The 21,953-nt window shown below is 57.0% G+C and carries 19 protein-coding genes and 2 pseudogenes; 12 read left to right on the top strand and 9 right to left on the bottom strand.

All coding sequences use genetic code 11. From position 1 onward, the window contains the following. Nucleotides 1-6: 6 nt before the first annotated feature. A complete protein-coding gene (gene cutC / locus AAHB66_RS14415; protein ID WP_347113399.1) occupies nucleotides 7-750 on the top strand; it encodes a copper homeostasis protein CutC in 744 nt (247 codons plus the stop codon). Between the two features lie 526 nt (nucleotides 751-1,276). Here cutC and cmoB read toward each other — a convergent pair. From cmoB to AAHB66_RS14390, 5 genes and pseudogenes are all read right to left on the bottom strand, one after another. Further along, on the bottom strand, nucleotides 1,277-2,248 hold the full coding sequence (cmoB, locus tag AAHB66_RS14410; RefSeq protein ID WP_347113398.1) for a tRNA 5-methoxyuridine(34)/uridine 5-oxyacetic acid(34) synthase CmoB: 972 nt from the start codon (nucleotides 2,246-2,248) through the stop codon (nucleotides 1,277-1,279). Continuing rightward, nucleotides 2,245-2,986: pseudogene (cmoA, locus tag AAHB66_RS14405) on the bottom strand (carboxy-S-adenosyl-L-methionine synthase CmoA). Before cmoA ends, cmoB begins: the two are co-directional and overlap by 4 nt. A gap of 40 nt (nucleotides 2,987-3,026) precedes the next feature. Beyond that, on the bottom strand, nucleotides 3,027-3,422 hold the full coding sequence (locus AAHB66_RS14400) for an MAPEG family protein (protein WP_138369354.1): 396 nt from the start codon (nucleotides 3,420-3,422) through the stop codon (nucleotides 3,027-3,029). 51 nt (nucleotides 3,423-3,473) lie between these two features. Then, nucleotides 3,474-4,293 (bottom strand): annotated as a pseudogene (locus AAHB66_RS14395) (DUF72 domain-containing protein). Beyond that, the gene (locus tag AAHB66_RS14390; RefSeq protein ID WP_347113397.1) at nucleotides 4,290-4,856 is read right to left on the bottom strand and encodes a hydrolase; all 567 of its coding nucleotides are present in this window, start codon (nucleotides 4,854-4,856) and stop codon (nucleotides 4,290-4,292) included. Before AAHB66_RS14390 ends, AAHB66_RS14395 begins: the two are co-directional and overlap by 4 nt. 240 nt (nucleotides 4,857-5,096) lie before the next feature. Here AAHB66_RS14390 and aspS point away from each other — a divergent pair, with 240 nt between their 5' ends. The 6 genes from aspS to ruvB all read left to right on the top strand — a co-directional run bounded on the left by aspS (nucleotide 5,097) and on the right by ruvB (nucleotide 10,463). Beyond that, nucleotides 5,097-6,869: an aspartate--tRNA ligase gene (gene aspS, locus AAHB66_RS14385; RefSeq protein ID WP_347113396.1), complete on the top strand. Its 1,773-nt coding sequence runs from the start codon at nucleotides 5,097-5,099 to the stop codon at nucleotides 6,867-6,869. Nucleotide 6,870: 1 nt separating this feature from the next. Next, on the top strand, nucleotides 6,871-7,314 hold the full coding sequence (nudB, locus tag AAHB66_RS14380) for a dihydroneopterin triphosphate diphosphatase (protein WP_347113395.1): 444 nt from the start codon (nucleotides 6,871-6,873) through the stop codon (nucleotides 7,312-7,314). 139 nt (nucleotides 7,315-7,453) lie between these two features. Beyond that, entirely contained in the window at nucleotides 7,454-8,194 is a 741-nt protein-coding gene (locus tag AAHB66_RS14375) for a YebC/PmpR family DNA-binding transcriptional regulator (protein ID WP_032611949.1), read from the top strand. Nucleotides 8,195-8,228: 34 nt separating this feature from the next. Further along, nucleotides 8,229-8,750, top strand: a complete 522-nt coding sequence (ruvC, locus tag AAHB66_RS14370) for a crossover junction endodeoxyribonuclease RuvC (RefSeq protein ID WP_347113394.1) — start codon at nucleotides 8,229-8,231, stop codon at nucleotides 8,748-8,750. Nucleotides 8,751-8,832: 82 nt separating this feature from the next. Continuing rightward, complete coding sequence (gene ruvA, locus AAHB66_RS14365) at nucleotides 8,833-9,444, top strand: Holliday junction branch migration protein RuvA (RefSeq protein WP_347113393.1); 612 nt, start codon at nucleotides 8,833-8,835, stop codon at nucleotides 9,442-9,444. Between the two features lie 8 nt (nucleotides 9,445-9,452). Next, entirely contained in the window at nucleotides 9,453-10,463 is a 1,011-nt protein-coding gene (ruvB, locus tag AAHB66_RS14360; RefSeq protein WP_142489972.1) for a Holliday junction branch migration DNA helicase RuvB, read from the top strand. Between the two features lie 90 nt (nucleotides 10,464-10,553). Here the strand turns inward: ruvB and znuB are convergent, their stop codons facing one another. Together znuB and znuC are read right to left on the bottom strand one after the other, a co-directional pair. Further along, nucleotides 10,554-11,339, bottom strand: a complete 786-nt coding sequence (gene znuB / locus AAHB66_RS14355; protein WP_337014602.1) for a zinc ABC transporter permease subunit ZnuB — start codon at nucleotides 11,337-11,339, stop codon at nucleotides 10,554-10,556. Next, entirely contained in the window at nucleotides 11,336-12,091 is a 756-nt protein-coding gene (znuC, locus tag AAHB66_RS14350; RefSeq protein WP_347113392.1) for a zinc ABC transporter ATP-binding protein ZnuC, read from the bottom strand. Before znuC ends, znuB begins: the two co-directional genes overlap by 4 nt. 78 nt (nucleotides 12,092-12,169) lie before the next feature. On the opposite strand from znuC, the gene znuA reads away from it, so the two are divergent. The 3 genes from znuA (at nucleotide 12,170) to lpxM (ending at nucleotide 15,540) form a co-directional block, all read left to right on the top strand. Continuing rightward, the gene (znuA, locus tag AAHB66_RS14345; RefSeq protein WP_347116493.1) at nucleotides 12,170-13,114 is read left to right on the top strand and encodes a zinc ABC transporter substrate-binding protein ZnuA; all 945 of its coding nucleotides are present in this window, start codon (nucleotides 12,170-12,172) and stop codon (nucleotides 13,112-13,114) included. A 15-nt stretch (nucleotides 13,115-13,129) separates the two neighbouring features. Beyond that, entirely contained in the window at nucleotides 13,130-14,452 is a 1,323-nt protein-coding gene (mepM, locus tag AAHB66_RS14340; protein ID WP_347113391.1) for a murein DD-endopeptidase MepM, read from the top strand. Between the two features lie 116 nt (nucleotides 14,453-14,568). Next, on the top strand, nucleotides 14,569-15,540 hold the full coding sequence (gene lpxM, locus AAHB66_RS14335) for a lauroyl-Kdo(2)-lipid IV(A) myristoyltransferase (RefSeq protein WP_347113390.1): 972 nt from the start codon (nucleotides 14,569-14,571) through the stop codon (nucleotides 15,538-15,540). Between the two features lie 93 nt (nucleotides 15,541-15,633). On the opposite strand, the gene pyk is transcribed toward lpxM, so the two are convergent. Both pyk and AAHB66_RS14325 read right to left on the bottom strand, forming a co-directional pair. Then, the gene (gene pyk, locus AAHB66_RS14330; RefSeq protein WP_333849119.1) at nucleotides 15,634-17,076 is read right to left on the bottom strand and encodes a pyruvate kinase; all 1,443 of its coding nucleotides are present in this window, start codon (nucleotides 17,074-17,076) and stop codon (nucleotides 15,634-15,636) included. A 124-nt stretch (nucleotides 17,077-17,200) separates the two neighbouring features. After that, a complete protein-coding gene (locus tag AAHB66_RS14325; protein ID WP_106993321.1) occupies nucleotides 17,201-18,106 on the bottom strand; it encodes a MurR/RpiR family transcriptional regulator in 906 nt (301 codons plus the stop codon). 322 nt (nucleotides 18,107-18,428) lie between these two features. Between AAHB66_RS14325 and zwf the strand changes: the two genes are divergently transcribed. Together zwf and edd are read left to right on the top strand one after the other, a co-directional pair. Beyond that, nucleotides 18,429-19,904 carry a glucose-6-phosphate dehydrogenase gene (gene zwf, locus AAHB66_RS14320; protein WP_347113389.1) on the top strand — a complete coding sequence of 492 codons (1,476 nt, stop codon included), beginning with the start codon at nucleotides 18,429-18,431 and terminating at the stop codon, nucleotides 19,902-19,904. Nucleotides 19,905-20,137: 233 nt separating this feature from the next. Continuing rightward, nucleotides 20,138-21,949, top strand: coding sequence for a phosphogluconate dehydratase (gene edd / locus AAHB66_RS14315; RefSeq protein ID WP_347113388.1), 1,812 nt, complete (start codon nucleotides 20,138-20,140; stop codon nucleotides 21,947-21,949). The last annotated feature ends 4 nt before the right edge of the window (nucleotides 21,950-21,953 follow it).

Genomic DNA, 21,953 nt, shown 5'->3' with positions numbered 1-21,953 from the left:
GGTTTTATGGCATTGCTTGAGATCTGTTGTTACAGCATGGAGTGTGCCCTGACCGCGCAGGAGCGTGGCGCAGACCGCATTGAACTCTGTGCGGCACCCAAAGAGGGCGGGCTGACCCCCTCTTATGGCGTACTGAAATCGGTGCGTCAGGCGGTGAGCATCCCGGTGCACCCGATTATTCGCCCACGCGGCGGGGATTTTTGCTACAGCACGGGCGAATTTAACGCCATGCTGGAGGATATCGCTCTCGTGAATCAGCTGGGCTTCCCGGGGCTGGTGACTGGCCTGCTGAATGAGGACGGTCATATCGATATGCCGCGCATGCGCCAGATTATGGCCGCCGCGAAGGGGATGGCGGTAACTTTTCATCGCGCCTTCGATATGTGCGTAAACCCGCAGCAAGCCTTTGAAAATCTGGCGGAACTGGGGGTTGCGCGCGTCCTGACTTCCGGTCAGCAGGCCTCTGCCGAAAAAGGTATTTCATTAATTAAGGAACTAAAAGCGCAATCAGGTGTTCCAATAATAATGGCAGGTGCTGGCGTTCGCGCCGCCAACCTGGAAACGTTTTTAGAGGCAGGGGTAGAAGAGCTTCACAGCTCGGCAGGCAAATGGTTGCCGTCACCCATGCGCTATCGCAACACAGGCTTGTCGATGTCGACGGATGCCGGGGCGGATGAATACTCCCGCTATGGCGTGGACGGCGAGTCGGTTGCAGAGATGAAGGCGATAATCGAAAGGTATTGTCGCTAATACAGTTTTTACCGCGCATCATGTCGCCCAATATGATGCTTGTTTGTACCAGGCCCCTGCAAATTCAACAGGGGTCTTTTTTTGTCTGTTGTTCGGCGGCGTAGAAAAAGCTATGAACAAATTATCAAGAGAGTAAATGACTTACAGCGGCTCCCTGGTCCGGCTGAAAATCGCCGAAGCGTTTCCGTAAGGCCGGGTCGAGGCGCAGGGACGCGCCGAGAGGGCATAGCCTGCAGGGATGCAGGCTGGTGCCCGACCCGAAAGCCTGGAGGAATAAGCTGAGGGTACCGCGAAGCGGCGATTTTCTTTGCCGGGAGCCGGGATTGTGAAGGGGGCGGCGGCGAGCCCCCTTCGCACGTTCACGGGTGACGCGGCTAACAGAGAAGTACGGAACGTAAAGTGAACGGAACAACCATCTCAGTCGCATGTTCCCCCCTCACCCCAACCCTCTCCCTCAAGGGAGAGGGAGTAAATTGTGCAAAGCTTTAATTTATGACGATCCCTTCGGGCCTGGATGAGAGCAATTTTACGGCTTCGTGGCAATCAACACCGCACGTACCGGCGCCGGATAACCTTCAATGGTTTTGCTGCTGTCGTTCGGGTCGAGGAACTCGGCCAGCGACTCGGTGGTCATCCACTCGGTGCGGCGCTGCTCTTCGGTGGTGGTGACGCAGACGTCCGCGATGCGGATATCGACAAAACCACACTTCGCCAGCCAGTTCTTCAGCGCCAGCGCCGACGGGATAAAGTAGACGTTACGCATCTGGGCGTAACGATCGCCCGGCACCAGCACCGCATTTTCATCGCCTTCAATGACCAGCGTCTCCAGCACCAGCTCACCGCCGCTGACCAGCTGATCTTTCAGCTGCCAGAGGTGTTCCAGCGGGGAACGACGGTGGTAGAGCACACCCATTGAGAAGACGGTATCAAACGCGGCCAGCGCCGGAAGCTGCTCAATGCCCAGCGGCAGCAGGTGCGCACGCTGGTCGTTGCCCAGCAGCTTACGCACCGCTTCAAACTGGCAGAGGAACAGCTGCATTGGATCAATCCCGACCGCCAGATGCGCGCCTGCGCCGATCATGCGCCACAGGTGATAGCCGCTGCCGCAGCCGACGTCCAGAATGGTGCGTCCGGTTAAATCGGACAGGTGCGGCAACACCCGATCCCATTTCCAGTCCGAATGCCATTCGGTATCGATATTCATGCCGTACAGGGAGAAGGGCCCTTTACGCCACGGCATCAGATTGCGCATCAGCTTGTCGAGACGCACCATCTGGCCTTCGCTCAGCGGCGCTTCGCTTTCGGCGGTGACGCTGTGCAGCAGATCCAGTTTGTACGGGGTCATCTCCGGCAGAAACTCGACCGCGTTGCTCCACTGCTTAAACTGGCCGTGCAGGGACTCGCGCTGCCAGGCGGCGATCTGCCCCGGCAGGGTTTCCAGCCAGTGCGACAGATGATTTTTAGCAATCAGCTGATAAAAGTTACCGAAATCGATCATGCGTTACCGCCTTTCAGTGCCACCAGAGAGCCAAAGTTAAAGCACTGGAACCACAGCTCGCTGTGCTCGAACCCGGCCTTGTGCAGGCGGGCTTTGTGGGCTTCTACCGAGTCGGTCAGCATCACGTTCTCCAGCATGCTGCGCTTCTGGCTGATCTCCAGCTCGCTGTAGCCGTTGGCCCGTTTGAAATCGTGGTGCATGTTGAACAGCAGCTCGCCAACGGTGGCATCTTCGAAGCTGAACTTCTCCGACAGCACCAGCGCGCCGCCAGGATTCAGCCCCTGATAAATTTTGTCCAGCAGCAGCTGACGGTCGACGGGCTCGAGGAACTGCAGGGTAAAGTTCAGCACCACCATCGAGGCGTTTTGAATCTCGATATGGCGGATATCCCCTTCAACCACCTCAACCGGGGTAGGCGCTTTCCAGGCGTCGATATGGCGGCGGCAGCGTTCAACCATTGCCGGAGAGTTGTCGACGGCGATGATGTTGCAGCCGTCGTGCTTGATGTTACGACGAACCGACAGCGTGGCCGCGCCCAGTGAACATCCCAGATCGTAGACCTGCGTGTTGGGCTGAACAAAGCGTTCCGCCAGCATGCCGATCATGGAGATGATATTGGAGTAGCCGGGGACCGAGCGCTGGATCATATCCGGGAAGACTTCAGCTACCCGTTCATCGAAGGTCCAGTCGCCCAGACTGGCGATAGGCGCAGAAAAAAAGCGTGTCGCGATCTGACATAACGTAAAAATCCGGGAAAAATAAAGGGGCGTATTGTGCGCTAATGCAAGGAGAAAACCAACTCCCACGGCATATACCACAGGTTAGCCAGCACCATTAGCACAAGCGAACACCAGGTGGCGCTCATACCGGAGCGACGCCAGCGGAACAGGCGCTGATGGAGGCCATAGTAATGCATCAGGCGTCCGAGGATCAGCAGCAGGCCGCAGACATGCACCATCCAGGTCTCGGCACCGTTCATTTCCATAAACAGCAGCAGGATCAGCGCCGCCGGAATGTACTCCACCGCATTGCCATGAATGCGGATCGCGGTTTGCAGCTCCGAAAACCCACCGTCGCCATAAGAGACGCGGTACAACATCCGCAGGCGCGCAACATCGAACGAAAACTTAATTAACAGTAACGCACCCAGCACCGCATACAGCGCGCAGACCATACAAACTCCCTGTTTTTTGGCAGATGGCACTTCATATGATAGGGGCTGGGATCAGAAAAGAGAAGATTGCTGCGGAATGGTGGGGGCGTCGCCAATGGACGGAGCCACGGCCTGCAAGGCTTGCCAGAGAGCATCGACCAGTTGCGGGGCCTGTGCGATATCGGGAGTATGTAAAAAAAAGATAGGGTGTGGCGGTCTGTTCCCACTTCGCCAGGGTCTGCAGCCAGACGGCAAACAGCGCCTGGTTTTGCGGCATATTGTCGCTGCCGATAAAACGCACCATCGGGTTGCTGGCGGTCATTACCGCATGCACCGGCACCTTCGGTTTTTTGCGCTGGGCGTCGATGATGGCCTCGTTGTGCGGCACGGCGGCATGCACCGGACGGCTGTCGAGGATGGTTCGATTGACGCCGCGCTCGTGCAGACCGCGATTGAGCGCTTTCTCCGCGTCACCTTTCATAAAGAACTCAGGATGACGGACTTCTACGCCGTAGGTAAATTCCCGTGGCAGGGCGTCGAGGAACTGCCATAGCGCGGGCAGATCCCGGGGGCCAAAGGTGGCGGGGAGCTGAACCCAGTACTGGCCAATGCGGTTGGCCAGCGGAGCCAGTCTCGTGAAAAACTCTTCGGTGAGATCGTCGCAGTTGCGCAGCGCGGCCTGATGAGAAATGGTGGCCGGGAATTTGAAGCAGAAGCGAAAGTCATCGCTGGTCTGCTCCCGCCAGCGCGCCACCACCTCGGCCCTGGGCAGCGCGTACAGCGTGGTGTTGCCCTCCACGCAGTTAAAGTGGCGGGCGTACTCTTCAAGACCGGTAATGCCCAGCCGCACCCATTTCGGGTGCGACCATTGGGGTAAACCCAGATAGATCATAGTGCGTTGATAATCTCGTCGGTGCTGCGCACCCGGCTGATGCGCGGGAAGATATGGGTCACGCTGGCCTGATGCTGTTCGGCGGTGGCCGTGCTGCAGGCGTCTTCGGCGATCACCAGATTAAAGCCCAGCTCCCAGGCGTTGCGCGCGGTGGATTCCACGCCAATGTTGGTGGCGATCCCACACAGAATAATAGTATCAATGCCGCGACGGCGGAGCTGCAGCTCGAGGTCTGTGCCGTAGAAGGCGCCCCACTGGCGTTTGGTCACTTCAATATCGCTGTCGCGCTTGCCGAGTGATTCGGGATAAGTCCACCAGTTGTCCGGCAGGGCATGGGCGGCGCCCTGAGCATCGACAGGCTGCTTCAGCGCCTCGGCAAAGTCCGCAGACCAGCCTACACGCACCATCACCACCGGTGAACCACTTTCGCGGCATTTTTCTGCCAGACGCGCGCTGCGGCTGACCACATCCTGCGCCGAATGCGGACCACCGGCGAAGGGCAGGATCCCTTCCTGTAAATCAATGACCACGAGGGCAGTACGGGAGGCGTCGAGTGTGAACATGTTTTTTCCTGTTAAAGAGTTAACGTTACTCATACCTTACGCTGAGCCAGCATGTTCCAGGTCTGATATTTTTGTTAATTTTTGTGAGAATATGCAGGATGCGAGCAGCAATCGCGCGTCTGGCGCGCTTCTCTCTTATCGTCTGGCGGAATTTCCAGTATAATAGCCGCCTTTTTTCATCCAGTTTGACATACAGAAAGCTGCGACCTTGTAGCCTGCGGCTAAGTTAAGGGATATCTCATGCGTACAGAATATTGCGGGCAGCTGCGTCAGTCCCACGTCGGACAGCAGGTGACCCTGTGTGGTTGGGTCAACCGTCGTCGTGATCTTGGCAGCTTAATCTTTATCGATATGCGCGACCGCGAAGGCATCGTGCAGGTATTTTTCGATCCGGATCGTGCCGACGCGTTAAAGCTGGCCTCTGAGCTGCGTAATGAGTTCTGCATCCAGGTGACCGGCACCGTGCGTGCGCGTGACGAAAAGAACATCAACAGCGACATGGCGACCGGCGAAATCGAAGTGCTGGCGACCGATCTGACCATTATTAACCGTTCAGAATCGCTGCCGCTGGACTTCAACCACGTCAATACCGAAGAAGCGCGTCTGAAATATCGCTACCTCGACCTGCGTCGTCCAGAAATGGCCGATCGCCTGAAGACCCGTGCGAAAATCACCAGCCTGGTGCGCCGCTTCATGGACGATCACGGTTTCCTCGACATCGAAACCCCGATGCTGACCAAAGCCACCCCGGAAGGCGCGCGTGACTACCTCGTGCCATCCCGTGTACATAAAGGCAAATTCTACGCGCTGCCACAGTCACCTCAGCTGTTCAAACAGCTGCTGATGATGTCCGGCTTCGACCGTTACTACCAGATCGTGAAATGCTTCCGCGACGAAGATCTGCGTGCTGACCGTCAGCCTGAATTTACCCAGATCGACGTCGAGACCTCCTTCATGACCGCCGAACAGGTGCGTGAAGTGATGGAAGCGCTGGTGCGCAGCCTGTGGCTGGACGTGAAGGGTGTGGATCTGGGCGACTTCCCGATCATGACCTTCGCCGAAGCCGAGCGTCGCTACGGCTCCGACAAACCAGACCTGCGTAACCCGATGGAGCTGGTGGACGTTGCTGACCTGGTGAAAGGCGTTGAGTTCGCGGTCTTCTCCGGCCCGGCTAACGATCCGAAAGGCCGCGTGGCTGCCCTGCGTGTACCGGGTGGCGCTGCTCTGAGCCGCAAGCAGATCGACGACTACGGCAACTTCATCAAGATTTATGGCGCGAAAGGTCTGGCTTACATCAAGGTCACCGAGCGTGCGAAAGGCATCGAAGGCATCACCAGCCCGGTCGCCAAGTTCCTCAACGCTGAGATCGTCGAATCCATTCTGGCGCGCACTGAAGCCCAGGACGGGGATATGATCTTCTTCGGCGCGGACAACAAGAAAGTGGTTGCCGACTCCATGGGCGCGCTGCGTCTGAAGCTGGGTAAAGATCTGAACCTGACCGACGAAGCCAAATGGGCGCCGCTGTGGGTGATCGACTTCCCAATGTTCGAAGACGACGGCGAAGGCGGCCTGACCGCGATGCACCACCCGTTCACCTCGCCGAAAGACATGAGCGCGGCAGAGCTGAAAGCGGCCCCGGAAGACGCAGTGGCTAACGCCTACGATATGGTTATCAACGGCTACGAAGTGGGCGGCGGTTCCGTGCGTATTTACAGCGGTGAAATGCAGCAGACCGTGTTCGGCATTCTGGGCATCAACGAACAGGAACAGCGCGAGAAGTTCGGCTTCCTGCTCGACGCTCTGAAGTACGGTACGCCTCCGCATGCAGGCCTGGCCTTTGGTCTGGATCGCCTGACCATGCTGCTGACCGGTACCGACAACATTCGTGACGTTATCGCTTTCCCGAAAACCACCGCCGCTGCCTGTCTGATGACCGAAGCGCCAAGCTTTGCTAACCCAACCTCCCTGAGCGAGCTGGGTATCGAAGTGGTGAAAAAGGAAGAGAAAAACTGATATGACATATAAGCTTCCCGTTTCTGTCTTAGTTATCATTTATGCCCAGGACACGAAGCGGGTGCTGATGTTGCAGCGGCGCGACGATCCCGCGTTCTGGCAGTCGGTTACCGGCAGCCTGGAAGAGGGTGAAACCGCGCTGCAGGCCGCCGCGCGCGAAGTAAAGGAAGAGGTCGCCATTGACGTTGCTCGCGAGCAACTGACCCTGAAAGACTGTCAGCGCACGGTGGATTTTGAAATTTTTAGCCATTTACGTCATCGCTATGCGCCGGGGACTGTACGCAATACGGAATCCTGGTTCTGCCTTGCGCTTCCTCACGAGCGGGAGATCGTGTTCACCGAACACCTGACCTACCGCTGGGTTAATGCGGCCGAGGCCGCGTCCTTAACCAAGTCGTGGAGCAACCGGCAGGCGATTGAAGAATTTGTAATCAATGTTAATTAATTTCCAAGCATTTCAGTTTCCAGGAAGGCGGCAAGGTCGCGAATCGCCAGGAGCTTACATCGGTAAGTGACTGGTGTGAGCGGGCGCAGCCAACGCATCTGGAAGCTGAAAGGCGCAGGATAATTTTGAGGAACTTTTTATGGCAGGTCATAGTAAGTGGGCCAACACCAAACACCGCAAAGCGGCACAGGATGCCAAACGCGGTAAGATCTTTACCAAAATCATTCGTGAACTGGTTACCGCAGCCCGTCTGGGCGGCGGCGATGCTGGCTCCAACCCACGTCTGCGTGCGGCGATCGATAAAGCGCTGAGCAACAACATGACGCGTGACACCCTGAACCGTGCTATCGCCCGTGGCGTAGGCGGCGACGATGACACCAACATGGAAACCATCATTTATGAAGGTTACGGTCCAGGCGGCACGGCGGTAATGATTGAGTGCCTGTCCGACAACCGTAACCGCACCGTTGCCGAAGTGCGTCATGCCTTCACCAAAACCGGTGGCAACCTGGGTACCGACGGTTCCGTGGCCTACCTGTTCAGCAAAAAAGGCGTGATCTCCTTCGAGAAAGGCGACGAAGACGTGATCATGGAAGCGGCGCTCGAAGCGGGTGCTGAAGACGTTGTGACCTATGACGACGGCGCGATTGACGTTTATACCGCATGGGAAGAGATGGGCGCGGTGCGTGATGCGCTGGAAGCAGCGGGCCTGAAAGCCGACGCGGCTGAAGTCACCATGATCCCGTCTACCAAAGCGGACATGGATGCGGAAACCGCACCAAAACTGCTGCGCCTGATCGACATGCTCGAAGACTGCGACGACGTGCAGGAAGTTTACCACAACGGTGAAATCTCCGACGAGGTTGCGGCAACGCTGTAATGGCTGAGCTTAAACCGACAACCGGAGAGGCGTGATGGCGATTATTCTCGGTATTGACCCGGGCTCACGCATCACCGGTTATGGCGTAATCCGCCAGGTCGGGCGTCAGTTGACCTACCTTGGCAGCGGCTGTATCCGTACCAAAGTGGACGATCTGCCGTCGCGTCTGAAGCTTATCTACGCAGGCGTGACGGAGATCATCACCCAGTTCCAGCCAGACTATTTCGCCATCGAACAGGTGTTTATGGCGAAGAATGCCGACTCGGCGCTGAAGCTCGGTCAGGCACGCGGCGTGGCGATTGTCGCGGCGGTGAATCAGGATCTGCCGGTGTTTGAATACGCCGCGCGGCAGGTCAAGCAAACCGTAGTGGGGAACGGTGGGGCAGATAAAACCCAGGTGCAGCACATGGTGCGTACTCTGTTAAAACTGCCCGCCAATCCGCAGGCGGATGCCGCCGATGCCCTGGCAATCGCCATTACCCACTGCCACGTCAGCCAGAACGTGATGCAGATAAGCGAGTCGCGGCTCAATCTGGCGCGCGGTCGATTGCGCTAAATGTGAAATCAGGCTGGATGTTTATCCAGCCTTTTTTTATTATGGCAGCGGTAACTTTTAGCCCTTAACGCAGGAGCGTCACGTGATAGGCAGACTCAGAGGCATCATCTTAGAAAAACAACCCCCGATAGTGCTGCTTGAGGCCGGAGGCGTGGGCTACGAAGTACATATGCCAATGACCTGCTTCTATGAATTGCCGGACGCGGGCAAAGAGGCCATTGTCTTCACCCACTTTGTGGTGCGTGAAGATGCCCAGCTGCTGTTTGGTTTTAATAATAAGCAGGAACGCACCCTGTTTAAAGAGCTGATCAAAACCAACGGCGTGGGGCCAAAGCTGGCGCTGGCGATCCTCTCCGGGATGTCGGCTCCGCAGTTTGTGAACGCCGTTGAGCGCGAAGATCCCGCCGCGCTGATTAAACTTCCGGGCATCGGCAAGAAAACAGCCGAGCGCCTGATTGTTGAGATGAAAGACCGCTTTAAAGGTCTGCACGGCGATCTCTTTACCCCGGCTGCCGATCTGGTGCTAACCTCGCCTGCCGGCCCGGCAGCGGATGATGCGGAGCAGGAAGCGGTTGCCGCGCTGGTGGCGCTGGGCTATAAACCTCAGGAAGCGAGCCGTATGGTCAGCAAAATTGCTAAACCGGACGCTACCAGTGAAACCCTGATTCGTGAAGCGCTGCGCGCGGCATTGTGAGGTAAAGGATGATTGAAGCAGACCGTCTGGTCTCGGCAGGCAGCGTTCAGACAGAAGATCTGGTGGACCGTGCGATCCGCCCGAAGCTGTTGGATGAGTATATTGGCCAGCCGCAGGTGCGCTCGCAGATGGAGATCTTTATCCAGGCGGCGAAACTTCGCGGCGACGCCCTCGATCACCTGCTGATTTTTGGCCCGCCAGGCCTCGGGAAAACCACTCTTGCCAATATTGTCGCTAACGAGATGGGCGTTAATCTGCGCACCACCTCCGGCCCGGTGCTGGAGAAAGCGGGCGATCTGGCGGCGATGCTGACCAACCTCGAACCCCACGATGTACTCTTTATCGATGAGATCCACCGCCTGTCACCGGTGGTGGAAGAGGTGCTCTATCCGGCGATGGAAGACTACCAGCTGGATATCATGATCGGTGAAGGCCCGGCGGCGCGTTCGATTAAAATCGATCTGCCGCCGTTCACCCTGATTGGGGCTACCACTCGCGCGGGCTCGTTAACCTCGCCGCTGCGCGACCGCTTTGGCATCGTGCAGCGCCTGGAGTTTTATCAGGTGCCCGATCTCCAGCACATCGTCAGCCGCAGCGCGCGCTACATGGGGCTGGAGATGAGCGAAGAGGGGGCCTTTGAAGTGGCGAAGCGCTCCCGCGGTACGCCGCGTATCGCCAACCGTCTGCTGCGCAGGGTGCGTGATTTTGCCGAGGTGAAGCACGACGGCTCTATTTCGCATGAGATCGCCGCCCAGGCGCTGGATATGCTGAACGTGGATGCCGAAGGGTTTGACTATATGGACCGCAAGCTGCTGCTGGCGGTGCTGGATAAATTCTTTGGCGGGCCGGTCGGGCTGGATAACCTGGCGGCAGCCATTGGTGAAGAGCGGGAAACCATTGAAGATGTGCTGGAGCCATATCTGATCCAGCAGGGCTTTTTACAGCGTACGCCACGCGGGCGCATGGCGACGGTGCGGGCCTGGGATCACTTTGGCATTACGCCACCGGAGATGCCTTAACCTCTGCGGAAATTGCCGGATGGCGGCTGCGCCTTATCCGGCCTACACGTCTTTGTAGCCCCGGTAAGCGCAGCGCCACCGGGGAGCGGCTCAGCTGGCAGGCTTCTTCATCATGCTGAAGATAAACAGCGCTGCCGCACAGAGCACCACCGACGGTCCGGCAGGGGTGTCGTAAAACGCCGAGAAGGTTAACCCGCCGGTCACGGCAATCATTCCGACCCCCACGGCCACGCTGGCCATCTGCTCCGGCGTGCGGGCAAAACGACGCGCGGTGGCGGCGGGAATAATCAGCAGCGACGTAATAATCAACGCTCCGACAAACTTCATCGCCACGCCAATGGTCAGCGCCGTCACCAGCATCAGCAGCAGTTTGACGCGCTGCAGCTTTACGCCATCCACAAAGGCTAAATCCGGGCTGATAGTCATCGCCAGCAGGTTACGCCACTGCCAGAGCAGGACAGCCAGCACGATCACCACTCCGATGGCGATGGCAATGAGATCGTCCGGCGTCACCGCCAGCAGGTCGCCAAACAGATAGGCCATCAGATCCACGCGGATGTTGGACATCAGGCTGACCACCACCAGACCCAGCGACAGGGCGCTGTGCGCCATGATCCCGAGCAGCGTATCCACCGCCAGATGCGGGCGCTTTTCCAGCCATACCAGACCGGCGGCCAGCAGCAGCGTCACCGCAATCACCGCGTAGAACGGATTTACATCCAGCAATAAGCCAAAGGCCACACCCAGCAGGGAGGCGTGGGCGAGGGTATCGCCAAAATAGGACATCCGACGCCAGACGACAAACGAGCCCAGTGGACCCGCCGCGCAGGCAAGCATCATCCCGGCCAGCCAGCCGGGCAATAATAATTCAATCATGAGTTACCGTTTCCCCGGCGCAGGACAATGCGTCCCTGCAAATCATGGCGGTGGTTGTGATGATGGCGATAAATGCCCAGCTGTTCGGCACCGCGAGGGCCAAACATCGAGATAAACTCCGGGTGCATGGAGACCACTTCCGGTGTGCCAGAGCAGCAGATGTGATGGTTCAGACAGAGCACTTCGTCCGTTTTTGCCATCACCAGATGCAGGTCGTGGGATACCATCAGCACGGCGCAGTCCAGCTCTTTGCGCAGCTGATCGATAAGGTCATACAGCGCCACCTGGCCGTTGACGTCCACCCCCTGGGTCGGCTCGTCGAGCACCAGCAGCTGCGGCTTGTTGAGCAGGGCGCGGGCCAGCAGCACGCGCTGGGTCTCGCCGCCGGAGAGCTTTTGCAGGGGCGCGTCGATCAGATGCCCGGCCTGCACCCGCTTCAGCGCCGGCAGAATATCGTCTTTACGCGTCGCGGGACGCAGACGCAGAAAACGGCTCACCGTCAGCGGCAGGGTAGCGTCGAGATGCAGCTTCTGCGGCACATAGCCGATGCGCAGCTGTCGGTCACGCTTGATAAGGCCGCTGTCGGGTGCTACCAGCCCCAGCACCACGCGCACCAGCGTCGATTTCCCCGCGCCATTGGGGCCAAGCAGTGTCAGAATTTTACCGGGTTTCAAATCCAGCGAAACGTCAGAGAGGACGCGGCGCTGACCAAATGAAACCGAAATATTTTCGAGAGATACCAGATTCGTCATGTCAATTTTATGCTTGCAGAAGTCATCGAATGTTATAATATCACATTCCGTCCACTCATTACGATGAATAGTCGCATTATGTTACAGAAAAATACGCTTCTTTTCGCAGCATTATCCGCTGCCCTTTGGGGTTCAACAGCACAAGATGTTAACGCCGCCGTCGTCGCTTCGCTTAAACCGCTCGGTTTTATCGCTTCCGCTATCGCAGACGGGGTGACCGAAACCCAGGTTTTATTGCCTGATGGTGCTTCTGAACACGATTATTCCCTGCGTCCTTCGGATGTAAAACGCTTACAAAACGCGGACTTAGTGGTATGGATTGGTCCGGAGATGGAAGCCTTCATGCAGAAGTCGGCAAATCAGTTGCCGCCGGCAAAACAGGTTAGCATCGCTAATCTTCCGGGTGTGAAACCGCTTCTCATGAAAGGGTCTGATGATGACGATCATGACCACGATCACGGGAGTGCTGAAGGGGAAAAAGGTGACGAGCATCACCATCACGGTGAGTACAATATGCACCTTTGGCTTTCCCCAGAAATAGCGCGCCTGTCGGCGGTTGCAATCCATGAAAAATTAGTGGAACTTATGCCGCAAAGTCGAGCCAAACTTGACGCCAACCTGAAGGATTTTGAGGCACAACTTGCCGCAACCGACAAGCAGGTGGGTACCGAGCTCGCACCACTGAAAGGTAAAGGATATTTCGTTTTTCATGATGCCTATGGCTACTACGAAAAACACTACGGTCTCACGCCGCTTGACCATTTCACCGTCAATCCAGAGATTCAACCCGGTGCGCAGCGTTTACATGAAATCAGAACACAGTTGGTTGAGCAGAAAGCGTCCTGCGTTTTTGCTGAGCCACAGTTCAGGCCAGCGGTCGTTGAAGCCGTGGCAAGGGGTACGTCCGTGCGTATGGGCACCCTTGACCCACTGGGAACCTCTATCCAGTTGAGCAAAGCGAGCTATTCGCAGTTCCTCAGCCAACTGGCGAACCAGTATGCGAGCTGCCTGAAAGGAGATTAACGAGGAAGTGAATACGTGCAACAGATAGCCCGCTCTGTCGCCCTGGCATTTAATAATTTGCCCCGGCCCCACCGCGTCATGCTGGGGTCGCTTACTGTTCTCACCTTAGCGGTCGCCGTCTGGCGGCCCTATATTTACCACCCAAATTCTGCCCCTGTTATTAAAACCATTGAGCTGGAAAAGAGTGAAATTCGCTCTCTTTTACCTGAAGCCAGTGAACCTATCGATCAGGCCCCGCAGGAAGAAGAAGCGATTCCCCAGGATGAGCTTGACGATAAAACCGAAGCCGAAGTGGGCGTACATGAATATGTCGTCTCTACCGGGGATACGTTAAGCAGCGTTCTGAATCAGTACGGCATTGAAATGGGCGAGATCAGCCAGCTTGCCGCAGCCGATAAAGATCTGCGTAACCTGAAAATTGGTCAACAGCTCTCCTGGACTCTGACCGATAGTGGCGATTTACAGCGCCTGACCTGGGAAGTCTCCCGTCGTGAAACCCGCACCTACGATCGTGCTGAAAACGGTTTCAAGATGAGCAGTGAAATGCAGCAGGGCGACTGGGTTAATAGCGCCATCAAAGGCACCTTAGGCGGCGGTAGCTTCGTTGCCAGCGCGCGTGAGGCGGGGCTGACCAGCGGTGAAATCAGTTCAGTGATTAAAGCCATGCAGTGGCAGATGGACTTCCGTAAGCTGAAAAAAGGCGATTCCTACTCGGTGCTGATGTCCCGCGAAATGCTGGACGGCAAGCGTGAGCAGAGCCAGCTGCTTGGGGTTCGTTTACGCTCTGACGGGAAAGATTACTATGCGATCCGCGCCGAAGACGGCAAATTCTACGATCGCAACGGGACCGGGCTGGCGAAAGGCTTCTTACGCTTCCCGACCTCGAAACAGTTCCGCGTCTCCTCGAACTTTAACCCGCGTCGTCTGAACCCGGTTACCGGCCGCGTGGCCCCGCACCGCGGTGTGGATTTCGCCATGCCGCAGGGGACACCCGTTCTGGCGGTAGGTGATGGCGAAGTGGTCATGGCAAAACGCAGCGGTGCGGCGGGTTATTACGTTGCCGTGCGTCACGGACGTACCTACACCACCCGCTATATGCACCTGCGTAAGCTGCTGGTGAAGCCGGGTCAGAAGGTGAAGCGTGGCGATCGCATTGCCCTGTCGGGCAACACCGGTCGTTCTACCGGTCCGCATCTGCACTATGAAGTGTGGATCAACCAGCAGGCGGTTAACCCGTTAACGGCGAAGCTGCCGCGTACCGAAGGGCTGACCGGCAAAGACCGTAGCGATTACCTGGCGCAGGTCAAAGAGGTTATTCCGCAGCTCAGTATTGATTAATCCTGCAGCGATAAAAGCCGGTGCGTTACTGCACCGGCTTTTTCTTTTGTGCCTTGCGCACTGCCTCGCTAAACTAACGCATTACTCTTTTAAGCATCACCCGCCCTGGAAAAAGCATGGAAACCCAAAAAAACAACAGTGAGTACATTCCTGAATTTGAGAAATCCTTTCGTCATCCGCGCTTCTGGGGCGCCTGGCTGGGTGTGTATGCCTTTGCCGGTATTGCGATGCTTCCCGCGTCCGTGCGCGATCCGCTGCTTGGTAAAGTGGGGCGTCTGGCCGGCAAGCTGGGTAAAAGCGCCCGCCGTCGCGCGCAGATAAATCTCTTCTACTGCTTCCCGGAGAAGAGTGAGGCGGAGCGTGAGGCGATCATTGATGAGATGTTTACCACCGCGCCGCAGGCGATGGCGATGATGGGTGAGCTGGCGTTACGCGGGCCGGAAAAAGTCGCCAGCCGCGTTGACTGGAAAGGGCTGGAGATCGTCGAGGAGATGCGTCGCAACGATGAGAAGGTGATCTTCCTGGTACCCCACGGCTGGGGCGTGGATATTCCTGCGATGCTGATGGCGTCGCAGGGACAGAAAATGGCGGCGATGTTCCATAATCAGGGGAACAAGGTCTTCGATTATGTGTGGAATACGGTGCGTCGTCGCTTTGGCGGCCGCCTGCATGCCCGTAATGACGGCATCAAACCTTTTATCAAGTCCGTACGTCAGGGCTACTGGGGCTACTATCTCCCGGACCAGGATCACGGGCCGGAACACAGCGAGTTTGTTGATTTCTTTGCCACCTACAAGGCGACGCTGCCCGCCATTGGCCGGTTGATGAAGGTATGCCAGGCGCGGGTGGTCCCGTTATTCCCGATTTACGATGGCAAAACGCATCGCCTGACGATTGAAGTACGCCCGCCGATGGACGATCTGCTCACCGCCGACGATAACACCATTGCACGCCGAATGAACGAAGAGGTGGAGATTCTGGTGGGGCCGCATGCGGAGCAGTACACCTGGATCCTGAAGCTGCTGAAGACGCGCAAGCCTGGCGAGAAAGAGCCGTACAAGCGCAAAGAGCTGTATCCAAAGAAATAAGAAATACCCCTCACCCTGACCCTCTCCCTAAAAGGGAGAGGGAAAAGTCACGTATGCCGGGTAAGCGCAGCGCCACCCGGCATAACCGCCGTATTATTCGACGGTCATCACGCGAGTGGTGTTGGTTGAACCGATGGTGCTCATCACATCGCCCTGAGTCACGATGACGATATCACCGGAAACCAGATAGCCTTTATCGCGCAGCAGGTTCACGGCATCGTTCGCCGCAGCCACGCCGTCGCTGGTGCTGTCGAAGAACACCGGCGTCACGCCGCGATACAGTGCGGTCAGGTTCAGGGTGCGCTCATGACGGGACATAGCAAAGATCGGCAGGCCGGAGCTGATACGCGAGGTCATCAGCGCGGTACGGCCGGATTCGGTCATGGTGATGATCGCGGTTACGCCTTTCAGGTGGTTGGCGGCATACATCGCCGACATCGCAATCGCTTCTTCCACGTTGTCGAACTGAATGTCCAGACGGTGCTTGGAGACGTTGATGCTTGGGATCTTCTCTGCACCCAGGCAGACGCGCGCCATCGCGGCCACGGTTTCCGCAGGGTACTGGCCGGCTGCGGTTTCGGCTGACAGCATTACCGCATCGGTACCGTCGAGCACGGCGTTCGCCACGTCCATCACTTCCGCACGGGTCGGCATTGGGTTGGTGATCATCGACTCCATCATCTGGGTCGCGGTGATCACGGAGCGGTTAAGCTGACGGGCACGGCGGATCAGCGCCTTCTGGATCCCGACCAGTTCCGGGTCGCCAATCTCAACGCCCAGGTCACCACGGGCCACCATCACCACGTCAGAGGCGAGGATGATGTCATCCATCGCGTCCTGGCTGCAGACCGCTTCAGCACGTTCCACTTTGGCAACGATTTTGGCATCACAACCTGCGTCGCGCGCCAGACGGCGGGCGTAGTTCAGATCTTCGCCGCAGCGCGGGAAGGAGACGGCCAGATAGTCAACGCCGATCTCGGCCGCGGTAAGGATATCGGCTTTGTCTTTTTCGGTCAGGGCTTCAGCAGAGAGACCGCCGCCCAGTTTGTTAATGCCTTTATTGTTGGAGAGCGGGCCGCCAACGGTCACTTCGGTGAACACCTTCATGCCCTGAACTTCCAGCACTTTCAGCTGAACGCGACCGTCGTCGAGCAGCAGGATATCGCCCGGTACCACGTCGGCAGGCAGGCCTTTATAGTCGATGCCCACTTTCTCTTTATCGCCTTCGCCTTTGCTCAGGTTGGCGTCGAGCAGGAATTTGTCACCGATATTGAGGAAAACTTTGCCCTCTTTGAAGGTGGATACACGGATTTTGGGACCCTGCAGGTCGCCGAGGATAGCTACATGACGTCCCAGTTTTGCCGCGATCTCACGGACCTTATCCGCACGTAATTTATGATCTTCCGGTGTTCCGTGAGAGAAGTTCATACGTACCACGTTGGCGCCTGCAGCGATGATTTTCTCGAGGTTATTATCGCGGTCAGTAGCCGGGCCTAAGGTGGTAACGATCTTGGTTCTGCGAAGCCTTCTGGACATGTAATACTCCGTTGTCTGAAACAACCTGGTGTTGCGTGAACGATGATTCGGCACGTTGTCCGCCGTAATACCAACAGGAAACTTACCGAATGCCGAAAAAAAGTAACAACTTTATAATTGACGATCAGGGAACTTCACCCTTGATGAACAATTCTTTATCAAAACGCGATTCCTTGAGCGCTTCTTTGACGCGCTTCAAGTTATCTCTGAATTTCGCCCCGCGACGCAGGGTAAAGCCGGTAGCCAGCACGTCGATGACGGTCAGCTGCGCCAGACGTGACACCATCGGCATGTAGATATCGGTGTCTTCCGGCACGTCGAGGGTGATCGCCAGCGTCGCTTCACGCGCCAGCGGCGTACCAGTGGTGGTGAGGGCGATCACCATGGCATCGTTTTCACGCGCCAGCTGGGCCAGCTCGACCAGACTTTTGGTGCGGCCAGTATGCGATATCAGCACCACCACGTCATCTTCGTTACAATTCATACAGCTCATGCGTTGCAGCACGATGTCGTCGGAATAGATAACCGGGACATTGAAACGAAAAAATTTATTCATTGCATCGTGGGCGACGGCGGCGGACGATCCGAGGCCAAAGAAGGCAATTTTCTTCGCCTGAGTCAGCAGATCGACGGCCCGGTTAACGGAACCCATATCCAGCGACTGCCGGACCTGGTCCAGCGTTGCCATCGCCGATTCGAAAATTTTGCCAGTGTAGGCCTCCACGCTGTCGTCTTCATCGACATTGCGGTTTACATAGGGAGTGCCGTTAGCCAGACTTTGCGCCAGATGCAGTTTAAAATCAGGATAGCCACGCGTCTCCATGCTGCGGCAGAAGCGGTTGACGGTCGGTTCGCTGACCCCCGACTCCTGGGCCAGAGTGGCGATGCTGGAATGAATGGCCTGAGCGGGGGCGGCGAGAATTACTTCAGCCACTTTTCGCTCGGATTTGCTAAGGTGTTCCAGTTGAAACTGGATTTTTTCCAGCATGTTCATTATTAACACGGCGCTCATCGGTGGAAACGATTTCATTAAGGGGTGAAATCGCGATTCGAATTAGCAAGAATATACGCCTGTGATTTGCCAAAAAGGGCAAACCCCGAAAAAAATGTTGTTGTTTTTTTTCATTACTTGATCGCTGTCGGATTTTAGCAACGGCCAGACAGAGCAAAGTTTCACCCGTTTCACTGTTATAACCCCACGCGGGGCGATCCCCTGACGAAATATCGCCGTATCGCACGCGAGGATAAGTGCAAATGGTTTCGGGAATGACATAAAAGCAGTAGAGTGCATGTAATAAAATTACAACGATATTCTGGCAAAAGCACCAGGGTATCCAACTGAGGAGAATGACATGGCGGTAACGCAAACAGCCCAGGCATGTGACCTGGTCATTTTCGGCGCGAAAGGCGATCTTGCACGCCGGAAATTGCTGCCTTCCCTGTATCAACTGGAAAAAGCGGGTCAAATCCACCCGGATACACGCATCCTGGGCGTGGGTCGTGCCGACTGGGATAAAGACGCGTATACCAAAGTGGTGCGCGAAGCGCTGGAAACTTTCATGAAGGAGAAGATCGATGAAAGTTTGTGGGATACGCTGAGTGGACGTCTCGATTTCTGCAACCTCGACGTGAACGACACGTCGGCCTTTGCCGATCTGGGCGCCATGCTCGATCAGAAAAATCGCGTCACCATTAACTATTTCGCCATGCCGCCAAGCACTTTTGGCGCCATCTGCAAAGGGCTGGGCGAGGCCAAACTGAACGCCAAGCCGGCACGCGTGGTCATGGAGAAGCCGCTGGGTACCTCGCTGGCCACTTCCCGTGAAATTAACGACCAGGTCGGTGAATACTTCGAAGAGTGCCAGGTCTACCGTATCGACCACTATCTGGGTAAAGAGACGGTCCTGAACCTGCTGGCGCTGCGCTTTGCCAACTCCCTGTTCGTCAATAACTGGGATAACCGCACCATCGACCACGTGGAGATCACCGTGGCGGAAGAGGTGGGGATTGAAGGGCGCTGGGGTTACTTTGACCAGGCCGGTCAGATGCGCGACATGATCCAGAACCACCTGCTGCAAATCCTCTGCATGATCGCCATGGCACCGCCGTCAGATCTCTCTGCCGACAGCATTCGCGATGAGAAGGTGAAAGTGCTGAAGTCCCTGCGCCGCATCGATCGCTCCAACGTGCGTGAGAAAACCGTCCGCGGTCAGTACACCGCCGGTTTCGCCCAGGGTAAAAAAGTGCCGGGCTATCTGGAAGAAGAGGGTGCGAATAAAACCAGCAGCACCGAAACGTTCGTCGCCATCCGTGTGGATATCGACAACTGGCGTTGGGCGGGTGTGCCGTTCTACCTGCGCACCGGTAAACGTCTGCCAGCAAAATGCTCTGAAGTGGTTGTCTACTTCAAGAACCCGGAGCTGAACCTGTTCAAAGAGTCCTGGCAGGAGCTGCCGCAGAATAAACTGACCATCCGTCTGCAGCCGGACGAAGGCGTGGATATTCAGGTGCTGAACAAGGTGCCTGGCCTCGATCACAAACACAACCTGCAGACCACCAAGCTGGATCTGAGCTACTCCGAAACCTTCAACCAGAACCATCTGGCGGATGCGTACGAACGTCTGCTTCTGGAAACCATGCGTGGGATCCAGGCGCTGTTTGTGCGCCGTGACGAAGTGGAAGAGGCGTGGAAATGGGTCGACTCCATTACCGAAGCCTGGGCTGCGGATCAGGATGCACCAAAACCGTATCAGGCGGGTACCTGGGGACCGGTTGCCTCTGTGGCAATGATCACCCGTGACGGCCGCTCCTGGAACGAGTTTGAGTAAATTTACCGCTAATCCTTAGGGGTTATTTTACCGGTAACATGATCTGGCTCAGGCCAGCGCACAATAATTAATCATTTAAGCTCCGTGTGGATTTCCACCCGGAGCTTTTTTTATTACACTGCCGGAAGCGATTTTGCCCCAGAGCTCCGGCAATCAAGCGTTTCAGCGATGTTATAGCCTGCTAAACACTTTGTTAATTCCAGAGCGCGGACAGATAAATGACAGGAGCTTCTATGAATTCGACTTTGTTACGGGTAACACAGCGCATTGTTGAGCGCTCGAAAAAGACCCGCTCAGCCTACCTCGCTCGCATTCAGCAGGCGAAGACCGATACGGTCCATCGTTCGCAGCTGGCCTGCGGTAACCTGGCGCACGGCTTTGCTGCCTGTCAGCCGGAAGATAAAGCCTCGCTGAAAAGCATGCTGCGTAACAATATCGGCATCATCACCTCCTATAACGACATGCTTTCGGCGCACCAGCCGTATGAGACCTACCCGGATATCATTCGTAAAGCGCTGCACCAGGCCAATGCCGTGGGACAGGTCGCGGGCGGGGTGCCTGCGATGTGCGATGGCGTGACCCAGGGTCAGGACGGGATGGAACTCTCGCTGCTGAGCCGGGAAGTGATCGCCATGTCTGCCGCGGTAGGCCTGTCGCACAACATGTTTGACGGCGCGCTGTACCTCGGCGTGTGCGATAAGATCGTCCCGGGCCTGGCGATGGCGGCGCTGTCGTTTGGTCATCTTCCTGCGCTGTTCGTACCGTCAGGCCCGATGGCCAGCGGCCTGGCTAATAAAGAGAAAGTCCGCATTCGCCAGCTGTATGCCGAAGGCAAAGTGGATCGCATGGCGCTGCTGGAGTCAGAAGCCGCCTCCTACCACGCGCCGGGCACCTGCACCTTCTACGGCACCGCCAATACCAACCAGATGGTGGTTGAGTTTATGGGGATGCAGCTGCCGGGCTCGTCGTTTGTTCACCCGGATGCACCGCTGCGCGAGGCGCTGACCGCCGCCGCGGCGCGTCAGGTGACCCGTCTGACCGGTAACGGCAACGAGTGGATGCCGCTCGGGAAAATGGTCGACGAGAAGGTCGTGGTCAACGGTATCGTGGCCCTGCTGGCGACCGGCGGCTCTACCAACCACACCATGCACATGGTGGCGATGGCCCGTGCGGCAGGCATTCTGATCAACTGGGACGATTTCTCTGATCTGTCTGAAGTGGTGCCGCTGATGACCCGTCTCTACCCGAACGGCCCGGCGGATATTAACCACTTCCAGGCTGCGGGCGGCGTACCGGTACTGATGCGCGAGCTGATGAAGGGCGGCCTGCTGCACGAAGACGTCAACACGGTGGCCGGTTTCGGTCTGCAGCGTTACACCCTGGAGCCGTGGCTGAACGACGGCGAGCTGGACTGGCGTGAAGGGGCGCATGCCTCGCTGGACGACAGCGTGATCGCCACCTTCGACAAGCCTTTCTCTCACCACGGCGGCACCAAAGTGTTGAACGGCAACCTGGGTCGGGCAGTGATGAAGACCTCTGCGGTGCCGGTGGAAAACCAGATTATCGAAGCCCCGGCGGTTGTATTCGAGAGCCAGCATGACGTGCTGCCCGCCTTTGAAGCCGGTCTGCTGGACAAAGATTGCGTGGTTGTGGTCCGTCATCAGGGACCAAAAGCGAACGGCATGCCAGAATTACATAAACTAATGCCGCCACTTGGTGTATTATTGGACCGCTGTTTCAAAATTGCGTTAGTAACCGATGGACGCCTCTCCGGCGCATCAGGTAAAGTGCCTTCTGCCATCCATGTCACCCCGGAAGCTTACGACGGTGGATTGCTGGCAAAAGTATACGATGGCGACATCATCCGCGTTAACGGTCAGACCGGCGAGCTGACCTTACTGGTTGATGAGGCGGTGCTTGCCGCACGTAAGTCACATATTCCTGACCTGAGCGCATCGCGCGTGGGCACGGGGCGCGAAATGTTCAGTGCGCTGCGCGAGAACCTCTCGGGCGCAGAGCAGGGCGCGACCTGTATTACGTTTTAAGACG

It is taken from the genome of Leclercia sp. S52 (assembly GCF_039727615.1).
In the GTDB taxonomy this organism is placed as follows: domain Bacteria; phylum Pseudomonadota; class Gammaproteobacteria; order Enterobacterales; family Enterobacteriaceae; genus Enterobacter; species Enterobacter adecarboxylatus_B.
The sequence above is the reverse complement of the archived record's forward strand: the minus strand, read 5'-3'. Positions and strand labels throughout refer to the sequence as shown.

Bases quoted from the DNA above. Each gene is read 5' to 3' on its own strand.
- cutC (WP_347113399.1), top strand. From the start codon at position 7: ATGGCATTGCTTGAGATCTGTTGTTACAGCATGGAGTGTGCCCTGACC.
- cmoB (WP_347113398.1), bottom strand. From the start codon at position 2,248: ATGATCGATTTCGGTAACTTTTATCAGCTGATTGCTAAAAATCATCTG.
- AAHB66_RS14400 (WP_138369354.1), bottom strand. From the start codon at position 3,422: ATGGTCTGCGCGCTGTATGCGGTGCTGGGTGCGTTACTGTTAATTAAG.
- AAHB66_RS14390 (WP_347113397.1), bottom strand. From the start codon at position 4,856: ATGTTCACACTCGACGCCTCCCGTACTGCCCTCGTGGTCATTGATTTA.
- aspS (WP_347113396.1), top strand. From the start codon at position 5,097: ATGCGTACAGAATATTGCGGGCAGCTGCGTCAGTCCCACGTCGGACAG.
- nudB (WP_347113395.1), top strand. From the start codon at position 6,871: ATGACATATAAGCTTCCCGTTTCTGTCTTAGTTATCATTTATGCCCAG.
- AAHB66_RS14375 (WP_032611949.1), top strand. From the start codon at position 7,454: ATGGCAGGTCATAGTAAGTGGGCCAACACCAAACACCGCAAAGCGGCA.
- ruvC (WP_347113394.1), top strand. From the start codon at position 8,229: ATGGCGATTATTCTCGGTATTGACCCGGGCTCACGCATCACCGGTTAT.
- ruvB (WP_142489972.1), top strand. From the start codon at position 9,453: ATGATTGAAGCAGACCGTCTGGTCTCGGCAGGCAGCGTTCAGACAGAA.
- znuB (WP_337014602.1), bottom strand. From the start codon at position 11,339: ATGATTGAATTATTATTGCCCGGCTGGCTGGCCGGGATGATGCTTGCC.
- znuC (WP_347113392.1), bottom strand. From the start codon at position 12,091: ATGACGAATCTGGTATCTCTCGAAAATATTTCGGTTTCATTTGGTCAG.
- znuA (WP_347116493.1), top strand. From the start codon at position 12,170: ATGTTACAGAAAAATACGCTTCTTTTCGCAGCATTATCCGCTGCCCTT.
- lpxM (WP_347113390.1), top strand. From the start codon at position 14,569: ATGGAAACCCAAAAAAACAACAGTGAGTACATTCCTGAATTTGAGAAA.
- pyk (WP_333849119.1), bottom strand. From the start codon at position 17,076: ATGTCCAGAAGGCTTCGCAGAACCAAGATCGTTACCACCTTAGGCCCG.
- AAHB66_RS14325 (WP_106993321.1), bottom strand. From the start codon at position 18,106: ATGAAATCGTTTCCACCGATGAGCGCCGTGTTAATAATGAACATGCTG.
- zwf (WP_347113389.1), top strand. From the start codon at position 18,429: ATGGCGGTAACGCAAACAGCCCAGGCATGTGACCTGGTCATTTTCGGC.
- edd (WP_347113388.1), top strand. From the start codon at position 20,138: ATGAATTCGACTTTGTTACGGGTAACACAGCGCATTGTTGAGCGCTCG.